The sequence below is a fragment of the Streptomyces atratus genome (assembly GCF_014648655.1).
Taxonomy (GTDB): domain Bacteria; phylum Actinomycetota; class Actinomycetes; order Streptomycetales; family Streptomycetaceae; genus Streptomyces; species Streptomyces atratus.
The window spans coordinates 33,899-54,059 of record NZ_BMRN01000024.1 but is presented as its reverse complement, the minus strand read 5'-3'; the positions used below and the strand labels follow the sequence as shown (position 1 = coordinate 54,059).

The following is a 20,161-nucleotide window of genomic DNA, read 5'->3' as shown; positions in this document are numbered from 1 at the left end:
TCACAGCAAGCAGCCAGCAAGCGGGATAAGGACATCGACCACCGTATCGGCGACCACTGACAATGACGGCCGACGTCCGAGGCGTCAGAGATCGAGGTCCACGACCACCGGGGCGTGGTCCGACGCGCCCTTGCCCTTGCGCTCCTCGCGGTCCACATAGCTGTCCTTGACCGCCGCGGCGAAGGGCGCGTTGCCGTAGACGAGGTCGATCCGCATGCCCTTGTTCTTCGGGAACCGCAGCTCCCGGTAGTCCCAGAAGGTGTATGGACGGTCGTACTTGAGCGGGCGCGGCATGACGTCGGACAAGCCCTCCTGACGCAGTGCGGCGAGGGCGGCGCGCTCGGCCGGAGTGACGTGGGTCGCACCCACGAACAGCGCCGGATCCCAGACGTCCTCGTCGGTCGGGGCCACATTGAAGTCGCCCAGGACAGCGAAGGGCTGCGAGCCGGCGGCGTCCGCGGCGACGGCCTTCTGCAGGGCCTCGAACCAGCGCAGCTTGTACGCGTAGTGCGCGTGCTCGATCTCGCGGCCGTTGGGCACGTACACCGACCAGAGGCGGACCGGACCACAGGTCGCCGAGATCGCCCGGGGCTCCTGCACGGCGTCGTACTCGGGGCCGTCGGGCAGCCCCTTGATGACGTCGGACAGGCCGACCCGGGAGACCAGCGCGACCCCGTTCCACCGGCCGGTGGCGTTGACCGCGGACTCGTAGCCCAGCTCACGGAGCTCGTCCGCCGGGAACTGTTCCTCCGAGCACTTGGTCTCCTGGATGCACAGCACATCCGTGCCGGTGCTCTCCAGCCAGGCCAGCAGCCGCGGGAGCCGGGCGGTGATCGAATTGACGTTCCAGGTGGCGATGCGCATGTACGTAAACCTAGCGGCTCCCACTGACAGTCGCCGGACCGGCGGCGGTCACAGGCCGGTCGAGTCCCCCGGGGTCAGCCTGCCGTGGTCGGCTCCACCGAGGCTGCCGATCTGGTTGTCGTAGACCGGGCGGGCCAGATCGGCGAGCAGCGCGTCGTGAATGTCGATGGCGCGGCGCGGCTTGACCTCGCGTACGTAGTCGATGACCTCGGAGATCTTGTTCCAGGGGGCCATCACCGGGAGCAGCAGGGTCTCGACCGGCTGGTCGGGAACGGTGAGCGCGTCGCCCGGGTGGAAGAGCGAGCCGTCCACCAGGAAGCCGATGTTGGTGATCCGCGGAATGTCCGGGTGGATCACCGCGTGCAGCTCACCGTGCACCTGCACGTCGAAGCCCGCCGCGGAGAAGGTGTCGCCGTGGCCGACGGTGTGGACCCGGCCGGGGAAGGCCGCGGAGAGCTGGTCGGCGACGCTGCGCAGGGTCCAGATCTCGGCGGCCGGATTGGCCTCCATACCGGCGCGCAGCCGTCCCTCGTCGAAATGGTCGAAGTGCTCGTGCGTCACCAGCATCGCGTCGGCGCCGACGGCGGCGTCCTCCTCCGACAGGCCGCCCGGGTCGATGACGAGCGTCCGCCCGTCCTTCTCCAGACGGATGCAGGAGTGCGTCTTCTTGGTCAGTGTCAGGTGCACGGGGTTCACGGTGCTCATGGCCCCATCCTGCTACGGGCGGGGCGTCGTTTCTTCCTGAATCACGGTCTGGGCGATCGAGAAGGCGGCGCTCGCGGCCGGTACGCCGCAGTACACGGCGGTCTGCATCAGCACCTCCTTGATCTCGGCCGGGGTGAGGCCGTTGCGCAGCGCGGCCCTGACATGGGCGGCCAGGCTCTCCAGATGGCCGGAGGTGACCAGCGCGGTGAGCGTGACACAGCTGCGGGTGCGGCGGTCCAGGCCCTCCCGGGTCCAGACCTCGCCCCAGGCGTAGCGCGTGACCAGCTCCTGGAACTCGTCGGTGAAATCGTCGGAGGCGGCCATGGTCCGGTCCACATGGGCGTCGCCCAGCACCTCGCGGCGCACCTTCATGCCGGGCTCGTACGGGTCGGCGCGTCCGGTGGTCCCGGCATCGGGCTGCGGTGTGGCTGCGGTGATCTCCGCGATGGGCAGCACCGGGGTGGAGAGCTGCGGGGCGGAGGGCGGGACGGGGATGGCGGCGAGGGTGTCCTGCCAGGCCGTGGAGAAGTGGGTGAGGAGCAGATCGGTAACGGCTCCGGGCTGCTCGACCGGCGCGAGGTGGGAGGCGCCGGGGACAAGGGCGAGCCGGGCGTCCGGTATGCCCGCGACCAGGGTGCGGGCGTCGCCCGGTCCGGTGACCCGGTCCTCGGCGCCGACCAGCACGAGGGTCGGAACGGTGATGCGGCCGAGTTCGCCGCGGATGTCGAAGACGGCGAGGGCTTCGCAGGCGGCAATGTAGCAGCCGGGGTCGGTGGTACGGACCATCTGGACCGCCCACTCGACGATGGCCGGCTGGGTGGCGGCGAAACCGGGGGTGAACCAGCGCTCCGGCGCGGTGCGGGCCATCGGCTCCAGGCCGTTGGTGCGGACGACCACCCCGCGCTGGCGGAACTCGTCGGCGCTGCCGAACCGGGGCGAGGCGGCGACCAGCGCCAGCGAGGCGACCCGGTGCGGGTGGCGCAGCGCGAGGTCGGCGCCGATCGCGCCGCCGATGGAGCAGCCCGCGTACCCGAAGCGCTGGACGCCGAGACCGTCGAGGGTGGCGAGCAGCCGGTCGGAGAGTTCGGTGACGGCGGTCGCGGAGTGGGCGGGGGCGCCGCCGTGGCCGGGGAGGTCGAAGCGGAAGACTCTCCAGTGCTGGGTGAGCTCCGGTATCTGCCGGTCCCACATGTGCCATGAAGTACCGAGCGAGGGCCCCAGGACCAGGATCGGTGCGTCTTCTGGCCCGTCAAAGCGGTATTGCAGGGTTTCAGTCGTCGTCTCACTCACCCGCCCACGCTCCCATATCTCACAATTTCTCATGGAAGGGGGTCGGGAGACTCGCCAGACCTCCCCATGTATCCGCCATCGCCTGCACAGCGTGTGCGGATACCGCAGCCCGATTGACTACGAGCGAGACCACCCGGCCGACTCCGCTCCGGAGCTGGCCGCACAGAAGATCTCCCCAGTTCGAGGGGATTGACACGACCGGCCGGTCACCACCCCGCAGCATCTCGCCCGCCTCCTCCTCACCCGCCGCGGCAACCTGTGGGACAAAGATGCCAAGCTCGTTGCCAAGCTCACCGTCGCATGCTTCGACGTGACCACCCTCGCCTGCCTGGTCCGGGAGTTCGCCGAGCTCCGCTCCCCGGCTCCGGGCAACGACACCGCACGCACCACAGTGCGTACCGCCGAACTGCCCTGTCTGCACGCGTTCGCAGGCGGCCTGGAACTCGACCGCGCTGCCGTCGACGCGGGCCTCACCGCCCACCCCGCACCGCAACGGCCGCAGCGAAGGCGTCAACAAGGGGACTAAGGGCTCCTGGCGCAACGCGGGTTGCAGGCGGGCCGTGTCTCAGGGGCGGACCAGGGGTCCGATCAGGGTGATCACTGATGAGCAACGGCGACTGCCCTCAGCAGAGTTGCTCTTGTCACCAAGGCCCGTCAACGTTGCTCTGGAGGAACCTCGATGCGTACCCGCCTCGCCCTCACCGCCCTTGCCCTGGCCACCGCTGTCACCGCGGGCGTGGCGGCATCCGCGACCGCCGCCAGGCCGGACCCCGTGCGACAGGGACTGGAGACGCTGCTGCACTCCGATGGCGCGCCCGGTGCGCTGGCGAGTGTGCAGGGCCGTGACGGGCTCGTCCGTGCCTATACCGCGGGTGTCGGGGACCTGGACACCGGCGCTGAGGTGCCCCGGGACGGTCAGGTGCGGATCGGCAGCGTCACCAAGACGTTCACCGCGGTGGTCGTGCTGCAACTGGTCGGCGAAGGCAAGGTCCGCCTCGATGACCCGGTCGAGACGTACCTGCCGGGTCTCGTGCGCGGGAAGGGGATCGACGGACGCCGCATCACCGTGCGTCAGCTCCTGCAGCACACCAGCGGACTTCCCGACTATGAAGACGACGTCACTGACGACATCCTCCAGCGCCGCTACCTCTCTCCCCGCGACGCCCTGGATGTCGCTCTGCGGCACGAAGCCGCCTTCGCCCCCGGCACGAAGTGGGGATACAGCAGCACGAACTGTCTGGTGGCCGGTCTGATCGTGCAGCAGGTCACCGGACGGCCCTTCGCCGAGGAGGTCGACAAGCGCGTCATCGAGCGCGTCGGGCTGCGCCACACCTACTTCCCCGCCGCCGGCGAGATCGCCATCCGGGAGCGTCATCCCCAGGGCTACCGCCAGGACCGCCCCGGCGCATCCCCGCGCAACGTCACCGAGATCGACCCCTCCGCGGCCTGGGCGGGAGGCGCGATGGTCTCCACCAACTCCGACCTCAATCGCTTCTTCTCCGCGCTGCTGGGCGGCCGCCTCCTCGCGAAGGCCCAGCTCGGCCAGATGCGCACCACCGTCTCCGTGGGAGCCCCTGGCTACGGCTTCGGACTGGGGATCATGAGCGTGCCGCTGTCGTGCGGGGGCGTCTCCTGGGCCCACAGTGGCGCCATCCCGGGCTACGGGACCTGGGCCGCAGCCACCGACGACGGCCGCGCCGCCAGCGTCACGATGACCCTTGAACCGAAGACCAATCAAGCCGTGAAGCACCTTGAGAATGCCGTGGACGCGGCCCTGTGCCGCTGAACCACACCTCCTGGCCGGAGCTCCTCACACAACGGGGTTCGCAGGCGTCGCCAGCAGATCAGCGCGCAGGCGAGTTTGAGGAACGCTTCATGGATGTCGTCGCGAGTCCCCCATCGGATGCGCGAGCGCCTGAACCAGTGCAGGAGTGCGGTTGGGTCTGCTCGACCACCCATCGTTTGGTCCCCGGTCCGGAGCCATGGGCGGTCCCGCGGCGGGCGATGACCGCCGGCCGGCCAACCGCGGCAACAACGGCATCGACCGGGACGAGGCGGTGGCATCGAGACCGGGTGGTCGTCAGCGGCCCCGTCGTTGACCCCTGCTCGACGGTCTGCATGGGCCAGCCCGGCGAAGCATCCCCGACGGCCCATGGCGTCAGTCTTCAGGAATCGAGATGGCCGTCTCAGGAATGTCGCGCCCAGAAAGATCCAACGGTGCGATTCGGACCTGGTCCGGGGGTCCGAAGCATCGCGAGGCGCCAGGTCACGCCGCCCCGGAGAGCCACGATGGCAGGGAGGCCATGGCGCGGCGGGCGAGCTGACGCAGGATGAGGCCGTCAGGATCGGCGCGGACGACGACGCGTCGGAGATTCTCCGCACGACAAGCGAGCACAAAGTGCGTCGGCTGCCGGTCATCGGCGATCACGTGCTGGTCGGAGTGATCGTCCAGGCCGATGTCGCGCGGGCACTGCGCCCGATCCGGCCGTGGGCGACCTCCTCGAAGCGCTGTCCGCCGGCTGACCGCCCGGGCAGCAACACCACACGCAGAGACGGGGTGTCCCGCAAAGGTCAGGTGAGATCCGGCGACCGGGTCGAGGGGTTCAGGCGTGATCCACGAGCTGGGACCGGGACAGACCTTTCGCACGCGCGCAGTTGGCGCAGCAGAAGAACTGTCCGTCGGCTTGCATGCCATGGCCGAGGATGCGGCACTGGCAGTTGATACAGGTCGGGGCGATTTTCTGGGCGGCGCACTCGATGCTGTCGAAGACGTGGACCGCCCCTCCCGCGGCACGCACCTCGAATGCCAGCTCGTAGTCGTTGTGGCAGACCTCGCACACGGCCATGGATGATCATTCCTTGCTGTGGGAATCGATGAGCTGGGGTGCCTGCACGTTCGCCCGCGAAGGCGCGGTGCCCTGGACATTAGCGAAAGGGCGTCGCGCTTCTCCGGCAGCGCGTGGACTGCGACCCGACCGTTCTGCCGGAATCACTCACATAGCCCAAACGCCGTTGCCCCCGCCTCCCTGGGAGGCGGATCGAGGTCGCGGGCAGAGGTCTTTGCCTCGTCCGAGTACAGCTCCGCCGGGTACCGGGCCGGACCGTCCGCAAGTCGGCTGCCCGGATTCGCGAGCGCGCAGCCCCCCGCCCTGCCCCGGACGAGACTCCGAGTCCGTCCGGGACGGTCGGCGGCGACGCCCGATAGCCCGCCACGCGCAGAAGCTCCGCCGGAGCATCTTGAGTTCTCGTGATCGTCGCAACACCCGAGCGATGCATGGGATGCCGGGCGAACACCGGGACTTCTGCGCGGACTCCCCCGACCATGAGGCCCTGACCTGGCATCAAGCCCCTGTTCCTGGATGAGCCGGACGCCGGACAGTCCCTACGACCTGTGCCATGTGGTGCCCAGCGGCGGGCCGATGACGAGGGCGCGGGCGTCCTCGGGGCCCTCGAACCGGTACTGCAGGGTGTGCAGTGAGCGGTCTGTCGGCTTCCAATCAGGGGGTCGCCGCGGATGCGACATATACGACAGGGTTCATCGGATCGGACATGTTGACGGTGATGTCCTGGGTGGGCCGCGGGTCCTTGTTGGTGTGCGTGGTACCCGCCCACTCGACGCCGGGGCCGAAGCTCCAGCCCGTGACCTTCTGGTCGCGCTCGCTGATGCTGACCTTGCCGGTCTCCAGGGCGGCGCGACCGCTGCCCAGTCGGCTCAGGAACCGGTCGAGCCCGGCGGAGGTGGTACGGAACTCCACGTACAGCCGGCTGGCCTTCCAGTTGTTGGTCTCGTAGTACTGCACGTCCAGGGCGTTGCCGGGCATCGGCAGCTCGAAGATCCGGCGCTGCACCCGGGACGGCCAGCCCTCCCTGAGCCCTTGTGCGGAGGCCTCGGCCTCCTTGTTCTGGCCGGAGCGGCGGCTCTGCCCCGCGGAGATCAGCAGATAGCCGGCCGGAATGCCGATGAGCAGCACGATGATCGTCGCCGTGATCAGGCGGCGGCGGATCACCCGGCGCCGGTCCTGCGGCGGCTTGTCGTCGTCGGGCGGCGAGGACTGGCGCGGCAGGACGGGGTGCTCGGCTGCGGTCATGTCTGTGAAGATCCCTAGGAGGTGCGAGTGCTGCGCGTGCTACGGATGGTGCTCGCGGCCTGGTCGTAGATCTGCGCGTACCGCTCGTACCGCTCGACGCGGCGACGGTTGGTACGGCGGAATCTGCGGGCCACCAGCCGGGCCAGGTCGGCGGCGCCGACCATACCTGCCTCCGGGCCGAGCTGCGCCTTTGCGATGCGGGCCTCGGGTCGGTAGCCACGGCCGGTGAGGTGGCGCTTGAAGGCGTCCCTGGCGGGGCCGATCAAGAGGTCGTCGGCAGCGCTGACGCCGCCTCCGATGACGAAGCATGAGGGGTCGAGCGCGGCGGCCAGATTGGCGATGCCGACGCCGAGCCACTGGCCGATGTCCTGGAGGAGTTCGACGCACATCGCATCGCCCTCGCGGGCCAGTTCGGTGATGAGGGGCCCGGTGATGTCGGGGATGTTCCCCTCGACCCGCTCGATGATGCCGTGTGCCACCGGGGAGTCGGCCGCGGCCAGCTCCTTGGCCTCGCGGACCAGGGCGTTGCCGGAGCTGTACTGCTCCCAGCAGCCTCGGTTCCCGCAGGGGCAGCGGTGCCCGCCGGGCACCACCTGCATGTGGCCGAACTCACCGGCGACGCCGTACTTGCCGCGCTTGACCTGACCGTCCTCCAGGATCGCGCCGCCGATGCCGGTACCGAGCGTGATCATGACGAGGTGGTCCTCGCCGCGGCCCGCGCCGAAGCGCCACTCCGCCCAGGCCGCGGTGTTGGCGTCGTTGTCGACCATGACGGGGACGACGAGGCGGGAGGCGAGAGCGTCACGCAGTGGTTCGTCGCGCCAGGCGAGGTGCGGGGCGAAGAGCACCTTGGAGCGGTCCGCGTCGACCCAGCCGGCCGCCCCGATGCCCACGGCGTGCACATCGTGCCGGTCGGAGAGGTCCAGGACCAGCTCGACGATGGTGTCCTCGACGACCTTGGGACTCTTGGACTTGTCCGGCGTCTCGGTGCGCAGCTGCTCCAGGATGTTGCCGTCGGCGTCGACGACACCGGCCATCACCTTCGTGCCGCCGATGTCGATGCCGACGGTGGGTACCCGCGGCGCCGTGAGGTGCGAGCGCCGCTCCCGGGTGCCTACGGTCCGCAGGACGGTGGCGCGGGCGGAGCCGCGGTGTGTGAAGTCGCGGTACGTGCTCATCGTCCCTGCGGGGTCTGGGGGGCCGGGGGCGGTGCTCCCGGCGGCGGACTGCGCCCGTCGGGCTCGATTCTGCCACTGCCGGGGCGCCGCGGCTGGCGGGCCGGGTTCTTGAGGGCCGGTACCGGCCCGGGACTACCGGGGGTCGTCGGCGACCGGGTGGCCGCCGAGATGGGTCGGGCCCGGGGCCCGCTCCAGCTCGTGGCTGAGCTCCTCCAGCTCGCTGCCGCCCGCCATCTGGCGGGTCAGCTCGTCCAGAGTGATGCTCGCCCTGGTGTGGCTGCCGGACATGGCGCCCCGCTTGAGAAGGACGAACCGGTCACCGACGAGATACGCATGGTGCGGGTTGTGCGTGATGAGAACCACGCCGAGACCCGCGTCGCGGGCGGCCGCGACGTACTTGAGGACGACCCCGGACTGCTTGACGCCGAGCGCGGCGGTGGGCTCGTCCAGGACGAGGACCTTGGCGCCGAAGTAGACGGCCCGCGCGATGGCGACGCACTGGCGCTCGCCGCCGGAGAGCGTACCGATCGGCTGGTCGACGTCGCGCAGGTCGATGCCCATGCGCAGCAGCTCGGAGCGGGTCGTCTCGCGCATCAGCCGCACGTCGAGGCGCTTGAAGGGGCCGGCGCCGGTGGTCGGCTCGGAGCCGAGGAAGAAGTTGCGCCAGACCGGCATCAGGGGGACGACGGCCAGGTCCTGGTAGACCGTGGCGATGCCGCGGTCGAGGGCGTCGCGCGGGTTGGCGAGGGTGGTCTCCTCACCCTCGATGAGGAAGGTCCCCGCGTCGTGCCGGTGCAGCCCCGCGATGATCTTGATCAGGGTGGACTTGCCGGCGCCGTTGTCACCGAGGACGCAGGAGATCTCCCCCGCGTGCACCTCCAGTGAGACGTCCGTCAGGGCCTTGATGTTGCCGTAGAACTTGCTGACGTTGTCCAGCTCGACGAGCGCCCGGTGGGACGTCTCCCGGTCGGCCGGTGCCTGGGGGGCCGTCATTTCGTCGCCTCCGCGCGCTTGCGTACCCATGCGTTGAGCAGGGTGGCCAGGAGCAGCATGGCTCCGAGGAAGAACTTGAACCAGTCCGGGTTCCACTCCGCGTAGACGATGCCCTTGCTGGTCATGCCGAAGATGAAGGCACCGACCGCGGAGCCGATCGCGGAGCCGTAACCGCCGGTGATCAGACAGCCGCCGATGACGGCCGCGATGATGTAGATCAGCTCGTTGCCGACGCCCTCGCCGGACTGCACCACGTCGAACGAGAACAGCAGATGCTGCCCGGAGACCCAGGCGGCGAAGGCGACCCCGAGGTAGAGCCCGATCCTGGTACGGATCACCGGGACACCGACCGCGCGGGCCGCGTCGGACTCGCCGCCGACCGCGAAGATCCAGTTGCCGAAGCGGGTGCGGAGCAGGATCCAGGTGGCGATCGCGACGAGCACGGCCCACCACAGAATGGTGACCTTCAGCTCGACGCCGCCGATGGTCCACTGCGAGGCGAAGACCTGCCGGGCCGAGTCGAAGCCCTCCATGTCGGCGATGGACTTCGTCGACACGGTCCCGCTGATCAGCTTGGTGAAGCCCAGGTTGAGGCCGGTCAGCATCAGGAACGTACCGAGCGTGATGATGAAGCTCGGCAGTTTGGTACGGGTCAGCATGAAGCCGTTGAACGCCCCGATGGCCAGCGTGACCAGCAGTGACACAAGGACGCCGACCCAGACGTTGGCCGTCATCTGATAGCTGAACATCGACGAGATCAGCGCGGAGCTGGTGACCAGCACACCGGCGGAGAGGTCGAACTCGCCGCCGATCATCAGCAGCGCCACGGGCGCGGCCATGATCCCGATAGTGGAGGCCGCGTACAGCACCGTGCCGAGGCTGGAGGCGCGCAGGAAGCTGTCGGCGACGATCGAGAAGAAGATGAAGACGGCCGCGGCACCGACCACCGAGCCGAGCTCGGGGCGGCCGAGCAGTTTGCGCAGCGGCGAGGTGCGCAGCAGCCGCTCGTCGCTCCCGGCCGGGGCGGATGGCCCTGCAACCGTGCTCATCGGGTCCCCCGCTTCGTGTATTCCGCCAGCTCGGCGGCGTCCTTCGAGGTGATGATCTGCGGGCCGGTGAGGACCGGGCGTCCGCCGCCGAGCACATTGCCGTTGAAGCGGTACAGCCAGAGCAGGTCCACGGCCTCGTACCCCTGGAGGTAGGGCTGCTGGTCGACCGCGAAGCCGAGGGTCTTGTCCTGGAGCGCCGTGGCGACCTTGGCGTTCAGGTCGAAGGTGTCGATCTCGGCCTTGCTGCCCGCGGTCTTCTTCGCCTTGACGGCGGCGTCCGCGAACGGCGCCCCGAGGGTGACGACCGCGTCGATGTTCTTGTCGGCCTGGAGCTTGGCCTCGATGGACGCCTGGACGTCGGGCATGTTGGTGCCTTCGACGTACAGGTTCTGCATCTGCCCGTCGAACGTCTTCTTCGCTCCGGCGCAGCGCTGCTCGTGGCCGACGTTGCCCTGCTCGTGCAGGATGCACAGCGCCTTCTTGCGGCCCCGCGCGTTGAGCTCGTCGCCCACGGCCTCACCCGCGATCGACTCGTCCTGGCCGATATGCGTGAGCGCGCCGAACTGCTTGGACTCCGCGGAGCCCGAATTCACCGTGATCACCGGGATACCGGCCTTGGTGGCCTTGGCGACGACGTCCTTCATCGCATCGGGCTTGGCGAGTGTGACGATCAGCCCGTCGACCTTCTGGTCGATGGCGGCCTGGACGAGCTGGGCCTGCTGCTGCGCCTCGTCGTTGTGCGAGTACAGGAACTTGATGTTGTCCTTGACGGCCGCCTGCTCGGCGCCCCGCTGGACGATGTCCCAGAAGGTGTCGCCGTCGCCCGAGTGGGTGACCATGGCGAAGGTCCAGCGGGGCGTGTTCACCGCGGACCGGCCCTCGGCGGCGGCCTGGGCCGCGCGCTCCTCCGCCCGCTTGCCACCGGTGCTGCTGCATCCCACGAGGGAAGCCCCGAGCACCGCCGCAAGCACGGCGCCCATCGCACGTACCCCTGTCCGAACCCTTGCCACGACGCCGTGCCCTTCTTGTGCTGCTCGCTGTGCTGCTTGGTGGGGCCGGGGACTGTTCACACCCTGCCCGGCTGGCCAAGTATCCCCGAGCCGCCGACGGCGCCGCCCGGCAGGGGCGGGGCACGTGTCTCGGCACCGGGTGTGCACAGCGGCGCGCGGGACGGTCATCGGGTGCCGCGCGCGGTGTATTCCTCCAGCTGCGGCACGTCGTCGGCGGTGACGATCGCCGGGCCGGTGAGCACCGGCTTTCCGCCGCCGATGACGTTTCCGTTCGTCTTGTTCAGCCACAGTTCGTCGATGGCGAGATAGCCCTGGAGGTAGGGCTGCTGGTCGACGGCGAAACCGACCTCATCGGCCTTCAGCCGCTTGACGACCTCGGCGTTCAGATCGAATGTGTCGACCTCCGCCCTGCTGCCGGAGCCCTCCTTGGCCTTGACGGAGGCGGCGGCGAAGGGTGCGCCCAGAGTGACGATCGCGTCGATGCCCTTGTCGGCCTGGAGCTTCGCTTCGACCGAGGAGGTGGAGGCGGGCATGTTGGTGCCCTCCACGTTGAGGTTCTCGACGGTGCCCCTGAAGGTCTTGCGCACGCCTGCGCAGCGCTCCTCCAGTGACACATTGCCCTGCTCGTGGATGACGCAGACGGCCTTCTTGCGGCCCCGCGCGTTGAGCTCCTCGCCGACGGCCTCACCCGCGACCTTCTCGTCCTGCCCGATGTGCCCGAGCGCGCCGATCTCCTCGGAGAACTGCGCGCCCGAGTTGATGGTCACGACGGGTATGCCGGCCTTCACGGCCTTGGCGACGACGTCCTTGACCGCTTCCGGCTTGGCGAGGGTGACAACGATGCCGTCGACCTTCTGGTCGATGGCGGCCTGGACGAGCTGGGCCTGTTCCTTGCCCTCCTTGTTCGCCGAGTACAGGAACTCGACGTTGTCCTTGGCCGCCGCCTGCTTCGCGCCGCTCTGCACGATGTCCCAGAAGGTGTCGCCCTCCCCGGAGTGCGTGACCATCGCGATCTTCATCCGGGGAGTGGAGACCGCCTTGCCCCCGCTGCCGCTTGCGCCCTGGGGCTTCTCCTCGGCGCTCCTGCCGCCGGAGCTGCTGCATCCGGTGACGGTGAGGCCGATGCCGATGGCGGCCGTGGCGATCAGGATTGCCGACTTGCGAAAACTGCGCATCGTGGGTCCGCCCTCTCTCCCCGCCGCCCGAATGCGGCTGGCGGCAGTTCTAGCGGTGGGCGCCTTGGACGTCAACGGGCCCCGTGGCCGTCGTCAACGTACGAGCAGCTGGAAATCGAAGGAGTAGCGCGAGGCCCGGTAGATGTGGGAGCCGAACTCGACCGCCCGCCCGGTGTCGTCGAAGGTGATGCGCTCCATCGTCAGCAGCGCGGCCCCCTCGGCCTCGCCGAGTGAGACCGCCTCGTCCGCGGTGGCGAGCCGGGCGCCGACGGTCTGGCGGGCGCTGTGCAGGGCGATGCCCGCGCCACGCATCATCCGGTAGAGGCCGGTGGTTTCCAGCCGTTCGGTGCCCAGGTCGACGATCCCGAGGGGCAGGTGGTTGCGCAGGAGTGCCAGCGGCTCGTCGTGCGCGTACCGCAGCCGCTCGACGAGGTGTACGTCGGTGCCCTCCGCGACTGCGAGTGCCTCGGCGACCGAGGCGTCGGCGGGCTCGACAGTGTTGCGCAGGACGCGGGTCGTGGGGTGCCCGCCCGCGGCCTCCAGGTCGTCGTACAGGCTGCTCAGTTCGAGCGGGCGCCTGACTCTGCTGTGCACGACCTGGGTGCCGACGCCGCGGCGACGGACCATCAGCCCCTTGTCGACCAGTGACTGGATGGCCTGGCGGACGGTGGGCCGGGACAGGCCGAGCCGGGCCGCGAGTTCGATCTCGTTGCCGAGGAGGCTGCCGGGGGCGAGCCGGCCCTGCTCGATGGCCGCTTCCAGCTGCTGGGCCAGCTGGTAGTAGAGGGGAACCGGACTGGAGCGGTCCACGCCGAGTTCGAGTGCGGCCGGGTCGGTGGTGGGTTTGGGCACGCGTGGAGGGTATCCCTCACGTCAGAACCTCCGGTAGTCAGGTCGTCCTGTTGTCCGGACAGCATGAACACCGAACAAACCCTCACTTTGTCAGGACATATAGTTGACAGAGCAGTCGGTGGGCGGCACGTTGGGTCCATGCGTATCGGACTCATCGGCACCGGCCGGATCGGTTCCTTCCACGCGGGCGTGCTGGCCCGCCATCCCGCGGTGGACGCCCTGGTGGTGATGGACACCGACCGGGCTCGGGCCTCCGAGGCCGCGGACCGCGTCGGCGCCACGGTCGCGGACAGCGCCGCCGAGATGTTCGGCGCGGGGGTGGACGCCGTGGTGATCGCCTCGGCCACTTCGGCGCACGCGGAACTGATCGGGCGGGCCGCACGCGCGGGACTGCCCGCGTTCTGCGAGAAACCGATCGCACTGGACCTGCCGGGGACACTGAGCGCGCTGTGCGAGGTCGACCGGGCGGGGAGCGTCCTCCAACTGGGCTTCATGCGCAGGTTCGACGCGGGGTACAAAGCGGCGCGCGCCGCCGTGCGGGCGGGGGCGCTGGGCAGGCTGCACACCGTACGGGCGATGACCATGGACCCCGCACCGCCGCCCGCCGCGTATCTGCCGCTCTCCGGCGGGCTGTACCGGGACTGTCTGGTCCATGACTTCGACATGCTGCGGTGGGTGACGGGCCGCGAGGTCACCGAGGTGTATGCCACCGGATCGGATGCCGGGCCCGAGATGTTCCGGGCGGCCGACGACGTCGACACGGCGGCGGCCCTGCTGACCCTCGACGACGGCACCCTGGCCACGGCGACGGCCACCCGCTGCAACGGCGCCGGTTATGACGTACGGATGGAACTGGCGGGCGAACTGGACCAGATCACGGTCGGCCTGGACGACCGGACGCCGGTCACCTCGGCGGAGCCGCAGGGCCCCGCCGCACCGCTCAGCCCCTGGCCCGGCTTCCTGGAGCGGTTCGCCCCGGCGTACGAGGCGGAACTGAACGCGTTCGTACGGGTGGTGCGGGGCGAACTGCCCAATCCGTGCGACGGGCGGGAAGCGTGGTACGCGCTGTTGATCGCGGAGGCGTGCGAGGTGTCCCGCCGGGAGCGGCGCCCCGTGCAGATCGCGGAGATCGCCGACGCAGCAGCCGTCCGGTCCGGCGCTCGCGCCGCGGGATGAGCTGCCGCCGGCCGAGCGCCGGGGCGCGGTCAAGGCACTTCAAGACGGTGTGGCGGACAGTACGGTCCCCTGGGCTACCGCGCAGAGGGTCTTCGCCCCGTCCTCCCCCGCGGCGAACAGCTCGCAGCGGACCACGGCCTGACGGCGGCCGGTGTGCACGACATCGGCTTGGGCGATGAGCGTGCGGCCGGTGGCGGGCCGTATGTACTGGATGGAGAAACCGCCGGTCAGCACGGCCGGGCCGAGGGTCGTCCCGGCGGCGAAGGTGATCGAGTTGTCGGCGGCGTAGGCCAGGACTCCGCCGTGCAGAAAGCCGTTCTGCTGCCGGAGTTCCTGACGGATGTCCACTTCGAGTGTGGCGGATCCATCCCCGAAGGCGGTGATCCGCGCCCCGACGAGCCCGCTGAACGGCTGGCTGTCGAGGACCTTCCGCGCCATCTGCAAATCGAGTCCGGTCATGACAGATCTTCTTACCTCACCAGCGGACGGGCAGTTCGCGGACCCCACGGATCAGCATCCCGGGGAGCCAGTCCGGCTCCCCGGCGTCCACGTCCAGTGCGAGACGAGGGCACCGCTCCAGCAGCGTACGGATCGCGATCCGGCCCTCCATCCGGGCCAGCGGCGCTCCCAGACAGAAGTGCAGGCCGTGCCCGAAGGCCAGATGGCCCTGGGCGTCGCGGCGGATGTCGAAGCGGTCCGGTTCCGGATAGCGGCCGGGGTCGCGGTCGGCTCCGGCCAGCGAGATCAGAACCGGCTCGCCCGCCGGAACGACCCTCTGCCCGATCTCGACCGGTTCGCGGGGGAAGCGGAACGTGGCGGTCTCCACCGGTCCGTCATAGCGCAGCATCTCCTCGACCGCGCCGTCGATCAGGCCGAAGTCGGCACGAAGTGCGGCCAGTTGGTCCGGGTGGTGAAGCAATGCCCGTACCCCGTTGGAGATCAGGTTGACCGTGGTCTCATGGCCGGCGACGAGCAGCAGGAAGGCCATGCCCACGAGCTCGTCGGGCGACAGCCCGTCCCCCTCCTCGTCACGTGCCCTGACCAGGGCGCTCATCAGGTCGTCACCGGGCGAGCACCGCTTGTCCTCGATGAGCTCGGCGAGGTACGCGCCCATGGCGGCCACCGCCTCGCCCTCCTGCTCCGGCGTGGACGGAATGACGACGCCGTTCGACAGTCTGCGGAAGGTGTTCCGGTCCAGGTCCGGCACACCGATCAGTTCGCAGATGACGGTCATGGGCAGCGGGAAGGCGAGCGCGTCCACGAGATCGGCGCGCCCGGCGGGCACCATCGCGTCGAGGAGTTCATCGGTGATCTGCTGGACGCGCGGGCGCAGGGCCTCGACCCGGCGTGCGGTGAACTCCCGGGTGACGAGTTTGCGCAGCCGGGTGTGGTGGGGTGCGTCCAGCTCCAGCATGTTGGCGAAGATCGGGTCGTTCCCCTCGGGCCGGTCCACCAGCCCCTGCCACTCCTTGCCGAGCCGCTGGTCGGCGAGGGCCGCGCGGCCCTCGTCGTACCCGACCACAAGCCAGATCCGCTCGAATTCGTCGGTACGGATGGTGTGCACGGGACCTGCGGCGCGCAGCTTCTCGTAGTACGGATAGGGATTCGCGGTGAAGTCCTTGACCCCGCGCAGATCGACATCGACGTGGCTACTGGCATCGGACATGGGATCGCCCCTCCCGGTCTGATCGGCTCGATCGCTCGCGATCGACCGGTTCAGCCTATGCCGCCGGGCCTGCGCCGTCGTCGTCCAGCAGGCCCGCGTCGTACACCAACAGCGCGATCTGGACACGGTTGTTGAAATCGAATCTGGCCAGGATCCGGGACACCTGCGTCTTCACGGTCGCCACGCTCAGATAGAGCGCGGCGGCGATCTCGGCGTTGGAGCGGCCGCGTCCGACGGCGATCGCGACCTCGCGTTCCCGGTCGGCGAGCGTGGCGATCCGCCGTCGTGCCCGGTCGGCGCGGTCCACCCGGCCGTCCCGGCCGCCCCCGGGCCCGGTCCCGGCGGCGCGGGCCATGAGCCTGCGGGTCACCGCGGGCGACAGCACCGGATCACCGGCCGCCACCCGCCGCACCGAGTCGACGATCCGGGCCGGAGAGGTGTCCTTCAGGACAAAGCCGGCGGCTCCGGCGCGGATGGCCCGCAGCACCTGTTCGTCGGCGTGGAACGTCGTCAGGACGATGACCTCCGGAGCATCGGGACGGGTCCGCAGTGCCTCCGTCGCCGTCAGCCCGTCCATGGTCGGCATCCGGATGTCCATCAGCACCACATCGGGGCGGAGCCGGTCGACGAGATCCGCGACCTCGGAACCGTCGGCCGCCTCCCCCACGATGTCGATGTCGTCGGCGCCGCCGAGCATGAGAGCGAGACCGGCCCGTACGAGCGGGTCGTCGTCGACGATGAGCAGCCGGACGGGCTGGGCCACGGGATCCATGGGGGTCGGGGCGGTCATGACGCCAACCGTAGTCAGGTCCGGACACCGGATGCGCCGGGAATCCTTGCGTCCGCCCCGGACCGTCCGGCGGTCAGGGCGACCACGGCAGCCAGGCGCGGATGCCGAAACCGCCGTCCGGCGCCGGCCCGTGGTCGAGGTGGCCGCCGGCCAGGGTGGCGCGTTCCGTGAGGCCGATGAGCCCCTGGCCGGAGCCGGGGACCTGCTCGAACGGTTCGGTGGGCGCCGGATTGCGTACCTCGATGGTGAGTCCGTCGCCCGGGCCGCCGGTGACCATGACGGTGACCTCGGCGCCGGGTGCGTGTTTACGGGCGTTGGTCAGGCCCTCCTGGGCGATGCGGTAGACCGTGCGGCCGGTGGCGGCAGGGGCCGCGGCAGGGTCGGTGATGCCGCTGTCGAGGGTGACCTTCATACCGGCGAGACGGGACTCGGCGATCAGCTCGTCCAGCGTGGCGAGGGTGGGCTGCGGCCGGTCGCCGTCGCTCTCACCGGGGCTGCGCAGGACGCCGATGATCTCGCGGAGGTCCTGAAGGGCCTCGTGCGCGCTGTCCCGGATGACCCCGGCGGCCCGCGCCACCTCGGCCGGGGGTGCGTCGGGGCGGAATTCGAGGGCGCCCGCGTGGACGCTGAGGAGGGTCAGCCGGTGGGCGAGGACATCGTGCATCTCGCGGGCGATGGCCTCGCGGGCCAGCCGCTGCGCCTGCTCGGCGCGCAGCCCGGCCTCGGTCTCGGCCCGGCGGGCCCGCTCCCGGAGCGTGACGACGAGCTGGCGCCTGGACCGTACGACCATGCCCCAGCTGAGCACCAGCAGGGACAGCAGCACACCGACGACCGTCGATTCGATGAGCGAGCTGCCCGGGTCGGGGCGTAGATACGGCTGCACGGGGGCAGTGACCAGAGCGAGCGCCCCGATGGCCGCCGCGGGGCGGAACGGCCGGTGCACGGCGACACCGAACAGCGCCACGAGCAAGGCCCCGGACGCGACGGGTTCGACGGTGGAGACCAGAATCAGGCCCACCGCGACGCCGACCGGCCAACGCCGCCGAACCCACAGGGCGCAGCAGGCGACGACCCCGATCAGGCAGTCGACGAAGAGGACGCCGTCGGAGGTGGTGCGGTCGGCCTCGATCGTCGCCGCCGCGAGCAGACCGATTCCCGCCGCGAAGAGGAAGGCGGTGATGTCGACGATCCAGTCCCGCACGGTGCGTCGCGAGCGGCCGCCCTGGTCACCGGGCAGCTCGGGGTCGGCCATCGCCGAGGGCAGCAGCCAGGGGTACTCCGTACGCGTCATACGACAAAACTACCCAGGTCAGGCACGCGTTCCGGGCGTTCGGGCGCAGGGAGCCACCAAAGTTGCGGAACGCGAGACTTTCGGCGGAGTGCGGCAGTCCGGTGGTCGGGGTTCCGGTTTTGGGCGGTGGTGCGGCGGCCGACCGGCTCAAGGAGCAGCCGGAGTCACCGCCCGGCGGCCCCAGCCGGTCCCCACCATGACCAGGACCCCGCCCACCATGCCGAGGACGCCGAGCCGTTCACCGCCGATCGCGATGCCCACGGCGGCGGCCCACAGCGGTTCCGTACCGAGCAGCAGGCTGACCCGGGACGGCGAGGTGAGGCGTACCGACCACATCTGTACGAAGAAGGCGAAGAGCGTGCAGAAGACGGAGAGGAAGAGCAGCCCGCCCCACTCCCGGACGCCGAACCCGGCGGCCACGGTCCACGGCGCCTCGCCGGTGCCGGGCACGGCGGCGAGCACGGCGAAGACGGCGACCGCACTGCCGAGCTGGACCGTGGTCAGCGACAGCGAGTCCGCCCCCTGCACCGACTTGATGCGGGCCATCAGCAGCACATGCACGGTACGGGCGAGGGCGGCCACCAGCATCAGCAGATCGCCCGCCGACGGGGCGGTGAATCCGCCGCCCTGGGTCAGCAGCGCCACACCGGCCACCGAGAGCCCGGCGGCGGCGAGGAAGGCCCTGGGTGGCCGGACGCGGGTGACGGCGGCCTCGGCGAGCGGGGTGAAGATCATGGTGAGGCTGATGATGAGCCCGGCGTTGGTCGCCGAGGTGTGCACGACGCCGTACGTCTCCACCAGGAAGATCCCGCTGAGGACCAGGCCCAGCAGTCCGGCCCCCCGCCACTGCGCCGCGCTGAGCGCCCGCAGCTTTCGCCGGCCGGCCACGGCCAGCACGGGCAGCACGACGGCGAAGCGGAGTACGAGGACGGCGACGACGGTCTGCGTGGTGGTGATGCCCTTCGCCGCGAGGTAGCTGGAGCCCCGGACGACCGCCACGAGGAGCACCGGCAGATCCGTGAGCCAGGCACGGCGCGGCGGGGCGAGGGCGGGTACGGCGATCGAGGACACCTGGCCGGTTCTCCTGGTTCTCCACGGCGGGAATGATGCGGGAACGCTGTGGAGACTTCGGCGGCTCACACGCGGACCGATCACCGTACCGGGCAGTGCCCGGCCCGGGGAATACCCGTCCCGACGTTCGTCCCGTGCTTCGCCGTCGGCCTGTCCGGCATCCCCGGGCCCGCGGCGCCGGCGATGCGCTACGTCTCCGGCTGAGGGGTCGAAAGGGCGAAGGATCCGAACTGTGCGCGGCCGGTGGGCCGGTAGGTGTGGATCGAGATGCCGTTGGGGGTCGTGCGTGCCCCGGTCTGTTCGAAGGCGGTCGGCAGCCCGCCGTCCGGGAAGAGCCGACGGCCCCGGCCGAGCACGACCGGGTGGACGAGGAGGTTGTACTCGTCGATCAGGTCATGCGCCATCAGGGACCGGGCGAGGGCGCCACTTCCGTGGATCTGGAGTTCGCCGCCGTCCGTCCGCTCCTTGATCCGGGCGACCTCCTCGACGACATCGGTGGAGATGACGGTCGTGTTCTGCCAGTCCGCCTTCTCCAGGGTGGTCGAGACGACGTACTTGGGGTACCGGTTGAGGCGGCCGGCGACCGGGTCGTCGGGGTCGGTCACCTTGGGCCAGTGCGCGGCGAAGATGTCGTACGTACGGCGGCCCAGCAGAAACGCGGCGCACCGGTCGAACACCTCGGTCATGAACTGCCCCATGCCCTCGTCCGCGAACGGTACGAGCCAGCCGCCGTACTCGAACCCGCCGCCGGTGTCCTCGTCGGGGCCGCCCGGCGCCTGCATGACTCCGTCGAGCGAGAGAAATGTGGTGAGAGTCAGCTTCGTCATGGTCCTTCTCCTGGTCCGGAAATCGATCGCTTCCCCCTTCTGACCCCACTCTGGTCCGGAACTCATCGGTCCACCCGGCAGAAACCCCGCTATCGGGTGCATCGGGGTGGGCGTCCGATTCCCGCCGGTTTCCGCC

Annotated in this window: 20 protein-coding genes and 2 pseudogenes; 4 read left to right on the top strand and 18 right to left on the bottom strand. The window is 70.1% G+C overall.

Translation table 11 applies throughout. The features are described from left to right. Nucleotides 1–84: 84 nt before the first annotated feature. Genes IEZ15_RS29125 through pcaDC form a run of 3 tightly spaced genes read right to left on the bottom strand, consistent with a single transcriptional unit; the run spans nucleotide 85 to nucleotide 2,892 of the window. The gene (locus tag IEZ15_RS29125; protein ID WP_114247527.1) at nucleotides 85–864 is read right to left on the bottom strand and encodes an exodeoxyribonuclease III; all 780 of its coding nucleotides are present in this window, start codon (nucleotides 862–864) and stop codon (nucleotides 85–87) included. Between the two features lie 48 nt (nucleotides 865–912). Next, on the bottom strand, nucleotides 913–1,569 hold the full coding sequence (locus tag IEZ15_RS29120; RefSeq protein WP_114247526.1) for an MBL fold metallo-hydrolase: 657 nt from the start codon (nucleotides 1,567–1,569) through the stop codon (nucleotides 913–915). Between the two features lie 12 nt (nucleotides 1,570–1,581). Then, nucleotides 1,582–2,892, bottom strand: a complete 1,311-nt coding sequence (gene pcaDC / locus IEZ15_RS29115) for a bifunctional 3-oxoadipate enol-lactonase/4-carboxymuconolactone decarboxylase PcaDC (RefSeq protein ID WP_373302632.1) — start codon at nucleotides 2,890–2,892, stop codon at nucleotides 1,582–1,584. Between the two features lie 277 nt (nucleotides 2,893–3,169). Between pcaDC and IEZ15_RS29110 the strand changes: the two genes are divergently transcribed. Next, nucleotides 3,170–3,385 carry a hypothetical protein gene (locus tag IEZ15_RS29110; RefSeq protein ID WP_189280047.1) on the top strand — a complete coding sequence of 72 codons (216 nt, stop codon included), beginning with the start codon at nucleotides 3,170–3,172 and terminating at the stop codon, nucleotides 3,383–3,385. Nucleotides 3,386–3,538: 153 nt separating this feature from the next. Then, on the top strand, nucleotides 3,539–4,645 hold the full coding sequence (locus tag IEZ15_RS29105) for a serine hydrolase domain-containing protein (RefSeq protein WP_189280046.1): 1,107 nt from the start codon (nucleotides 3,539–3,541) through the stop codon (nucleotides 4,643–4,645). Nucleotides 4,646–4,683: 38 nt separating this feature from the next. On the opposite strand, the pseudogene IEZ15_RS45155 reads toward IEZ15_RS29105, so the two are convergent. Beyond that, a pseudogene (locus IEZ15_RS45155) lies at nucleotides 4,684–4,880 on the bottom strand (IS5/IS1182 family transposase); the annotation flags it as partial. A gap of 290 nt (nucleotides 4,881–5,170) precedes the next feature. On the opposite strand from IEZ15_RS45155, the pseudogene IEZ15_RS45150 reads away from it, so the two are divergent. Then, nucleotides 5,171–5,382 (top strand): annotated as a pseudogene (locus tag IEZ15_RS45150) (CBS domain-containing protein); the annotation flags it as partial. Between the two features lie 80 nt (nucleotides 5,383–5,462). Here IEZ15_RS45150 and IEZ15_RS29095 read toward each other — a convergent pair. The 8 genes from IEZ15_RS29095 to IEZ15_RS29060 all read right to left on the bottom strand — a co-directional run bounded on the left by IEZ15_RS29095 (nucleotide 5,463) and on the right by IEZ15_RS29060 (nucleotide 13,204). Beyond that, nucleotides 5,463–5,705 (bottom strand): metallothionein, encoded by a 243-nt coding sequence (locus tag IEZ15_RS29095; protein ID WP_114247507.1) that lies wholly within the window; start codon nucleotides 5,703–5,705, stop codon nucleotides 5,463–5,465. 651 nt (nucleotides 5,706–6,356) lie between these two features. Further along, entirely contained in the window at nucleotides 6,357–6,947 is a 591-nt protein-coding gene (locus IEZ15_RS29090) for a hypothetical protein (protein WP_114247506.1), read from the bottom strand. Nucleotides 6,948–6,961: 14 nt separating this feature from the next. Next, nucleotides 6,962–8,125 (bottom strand): ROK family glucokinase, encoded by a 1,164-nt coding sequence (locus IEZ15_RS29085; RefSeq protein WP_114247505.1) that lies wholly within the window; start codon nucleotides 8,123–8,125, stop codon nucleotides 6,962–6,964. Nucleotides 8,126–8,257: 132 nt separating this feature from the next. After that, nucleotides 8,258–9,118, bottom strand: a complete 861-nt coding sequence (locus tag IEZ15_RS29080; RefSeq protein ID WP_189280045.1) for an ATP-binding cassette domain-containing protein — start codon at nucleotides 9,116–9,118, stop codon at nucleotides 8,258–8,260. Beyond that, nucleotides 9,115–10,167, bottom strand: a complete 1,053-nt coding sequence (locus IEZ15_RS29075; protein WP_189280044.1) for an ABC transporter permease — start codon at nucleotides 10,165–10,167, stop codon at nucleotides 9,115–9,117. Before IEZ15_RS29075 ends, IEZ15_RS29080 begins: the two co-directional genes overlap by 4 nt. Then, nucleotides 10,164–11,177 carry a sugar ABC transporter substrate-binding protein gene (locus tag IEZ15_RS29070; protein WP_444545162.1) on the bottom strand — a complete coding sequence of 338 codons (1,014 nt, stop codon included), beginning with the start codon at nucleotides 11,175–11,177 and terminating at the stop codon, nucleotides 10,164–10,166. The genes IEZ15_RS29075 and IEZ15_RS29070 overlap by 4 nt, the downstream gene beginning before the upstream one ends. Nucleotides 11,178–11,341: 164 nt before the next feature. Continuing rightward, entirely contained in the window at nucleotides 11,342–12,352 is a 1,011-nt protein-coding gene (locus IEZ15_RS29065; RefSeq protein ID WP_189280043.1) for a sugar ABC transporter substrate-binding protein, read from the bottom strand. 93 nt (nucleotides 12,353–12,445) lie between these two features. After that, a complete protein-coding gene (locus tag IEZ15_RS29060; RefSeq protein ID WP_114247500.1) occupies nucleotides 12,446–13,204 on the bottom strand; it encodes a GntR family transcriptional regulator in 759 nt (252 codons plus the stop codon). 138 nt (nucleotides 13,205–13,342) lie between these two features. Between IEZ15_RS29060 and IEZ15_RS29055 the strand changes: the two genes are divergently transcribed. After that, nucleotides 13,343–14,380, top strand: a complete 1,038-nt coding sequence (locus tag IEZ15_RS29055; protein WP_189280042.1) for a Gfo/Idh/MocA family protein — start codon at nucleotides 13,343–13,345, stop codon at nucleotides 14,378–14,380. 39 nt (nucleotides 14,381–14,419) lie between these two features. On the opposite strand, the gene IEZ15_RS29050 is transcribed toward IEZ15_RS29055, so the two are convergent. The 6 genes from IEZ15_RS29050 to IEZ15_RS29025 all read right to left on the bottom strand — a co-directional run bounded on the left by IEZ15_RS29050 (nucleotide 14,420) and on the right by IEZ15_RS29025 (nucleotide 20,025). Further along, a complete protein-coding gene (locus tag IEZ15_RS29050; protein ID WP_189280041.1) occupies nucleotides 14,420–14,839 on the bottom strand; it encodes a PaaI family thioesterase in 420 nt (139 codons plus the stop codon). Nucleotides 14,840–14,855: 16 nt separating this feature from the next. Next, on the bottom strand, nucleotides 14,856–16,046 hold the full coding sequence (locus IEZ15_RS29045; protein WP_189280040.1) for a cytochrome P450 family protein: 1,191 nt from the start codon (nucleotides 16,044–16,046) through the stop codon (nucleotides 14,856–14,858). A gap of 55 nt (nucleotides 16,047–16,101) precedes the next feature. Beyond that, on the bottom strand, nucleotides 16,102–16,836 hold the full coding sequence (locus IEZ15_RS29040; RefSeq protein WP_189280039.1) for a response regulator transcription factor: 735 nt from the start codon (nucleotides 16,834–16,836) through the stop codon (nucleotides 16,102–16,104). 73 nt (nucleotides 16,837–16,909) lie between these two features. Continuing rightward, the gene (locus IEZ15_RS29035) at nucleotides 16,910–18,127 is read right to left on the bottom strand and encodes a sensor histidine kinase (protein ID WP_114247496.1); all 1,218 of its coding nucleotides are present in this window, start codon (nucleotides 18,125–18,127) and stop codon (nucleotides 16,910–16,912) included. A gap of 147 nt (nucleotides 18,128–18,274) precedes the next feature. Then, complete coding sequence (locus tag IEZ15_RS29030) at nucleotides 18,275–19,198, bottom strand: DMT family transporter (protein WP_189280038.1); 924 nt, start codon at nucleotides 19,196–19,198, stop codon at nucleotides 18,275–18,277. 188 nt (nucleotides 19,199–19,386) lie between these two features. Beyond that, nucleotides 19,387–20,025, bottom strand: a complete 639-nt coding sequence (locus IEZ15_RS29025; RefSeq protein WP_189280037.1) for a dihydrofolate reductase family protein — start codon at nucleotides 20,023–20,025, stop codon at nucleotides 19,387–19,389. Between the last annotated feature and the right edge of the window lie 136 nt (nucleotides 20,026–20,161).

Coding starts and splice junctions, on each gene's coding strand:
- IEZ15_RS29105 (WP_189280046.1), top strand. CDS start 3,539: ATGCGTACCCGCCTCGCCCTCACCGCCCTTGCCCTGGCCACCGCTGTC.
- IEZ15_RS29045 (WP_189280040.1), bottom strand. CDS start 16,046: ATGTCCGATGCCAGTAGCCACGTCGATGTCGATCTGCGCGGGGTCAAG.
- pcaDC (WP_373302632.1), bottom strand. CDS start 2,892: ATGAGAAATTGTGAGATATGGGAGCGTGGGCGGGTGAGTGAGACGACG.
- IEZ15_RS29120 (WP_114247526.1), bottom strand. CDS start 1,569: ATGAGCACCGTGAACCCCGTGCACCTGACACTGACCAAGAAGACGCAC.
- IEZ15_RS29075 (WP_189280044.1), bottom strand. CDS start 10,167: ATGAGCACGGTTGCAGGGCCATCCGCCCCGGCCGGGAGCGACGAGCGG.
- IEZ15_RS29025 (WP_189280037.1), bottom strand. CDS start 20,025: ATGACGAAGCTGACTCTCACCACATTTCTCTCGCTCGACGGAGTCATG.
- IEZ15_RS29035 (WP_114247496.1), bottom strand. CDS start 18,127: ATGACGCGTACGGAGTACCCCTGGCTGCTGCCCTCGGCGATGGCCGAC.
- IEZ15_RS29055 (WP_189280042.1), top strand. CDS start 13,343: ATGCGTATCGGACTCATCGGCACCGGCCGGATCGGTTCCTTCCACGCG.
- IEZ15_RS29095 (WP_114247507.1), bottom strand. CDS start 5,705: ATGGCCGTGTGCGAGGTCTGCCACAACGACTACGAGCTGGCATTCGAG.
- IEZ15_RS29090 (WP_114247506.1), bottom strand. CDS start 6,947: ATGACCGCAGCCGAGCACCCCGTCCTGCCGCGCCAGTCCTCGCCGCCC.
- IEZ15_RS29050 (WP_189280041.1), bottom strand. CDS start 14,839: ATGACCGGACTCGATTTGCAGATGGCGCGGAAGGTCCTCGACAGCCAG.
- IEZ15_RS29080 (WP_189280045.1), bottom strand. CDS start 9,118: ATGACGGCCCCCCAGGCACCGGCCGACCGGGAGACGTCCCACCGGGCG.
- IEZ15_RS29040 (WP_189280039.1), bottom strand. CDS start 16,836: ATGACCGCCCCGACCCCCATGGATCCCGTGGCCCAGCCCGTCCGGCTG.
- IEZ15_RS29065 (WP_189280043.1), bottom strand. CDS start 12,352: ATGCGCAGTTTTCGCAAGTCGGCAATCCTGATCGCCACGGCCGCCATC.
- IEZ15_RS29085 (WP_114247505.1), bottom strand. CDS start 8,125: ATGAGCACGTACCGCGACTTCACACACCGCGGCTCCGCCCGCGCCACC.
- IEZ15_RS29125 (WP_114247527.1), bottom strand. CDS start 864: ATGCGCATCGCCACCTGGAACGTCAATTCGATCACCGCCCGGCTCCCG.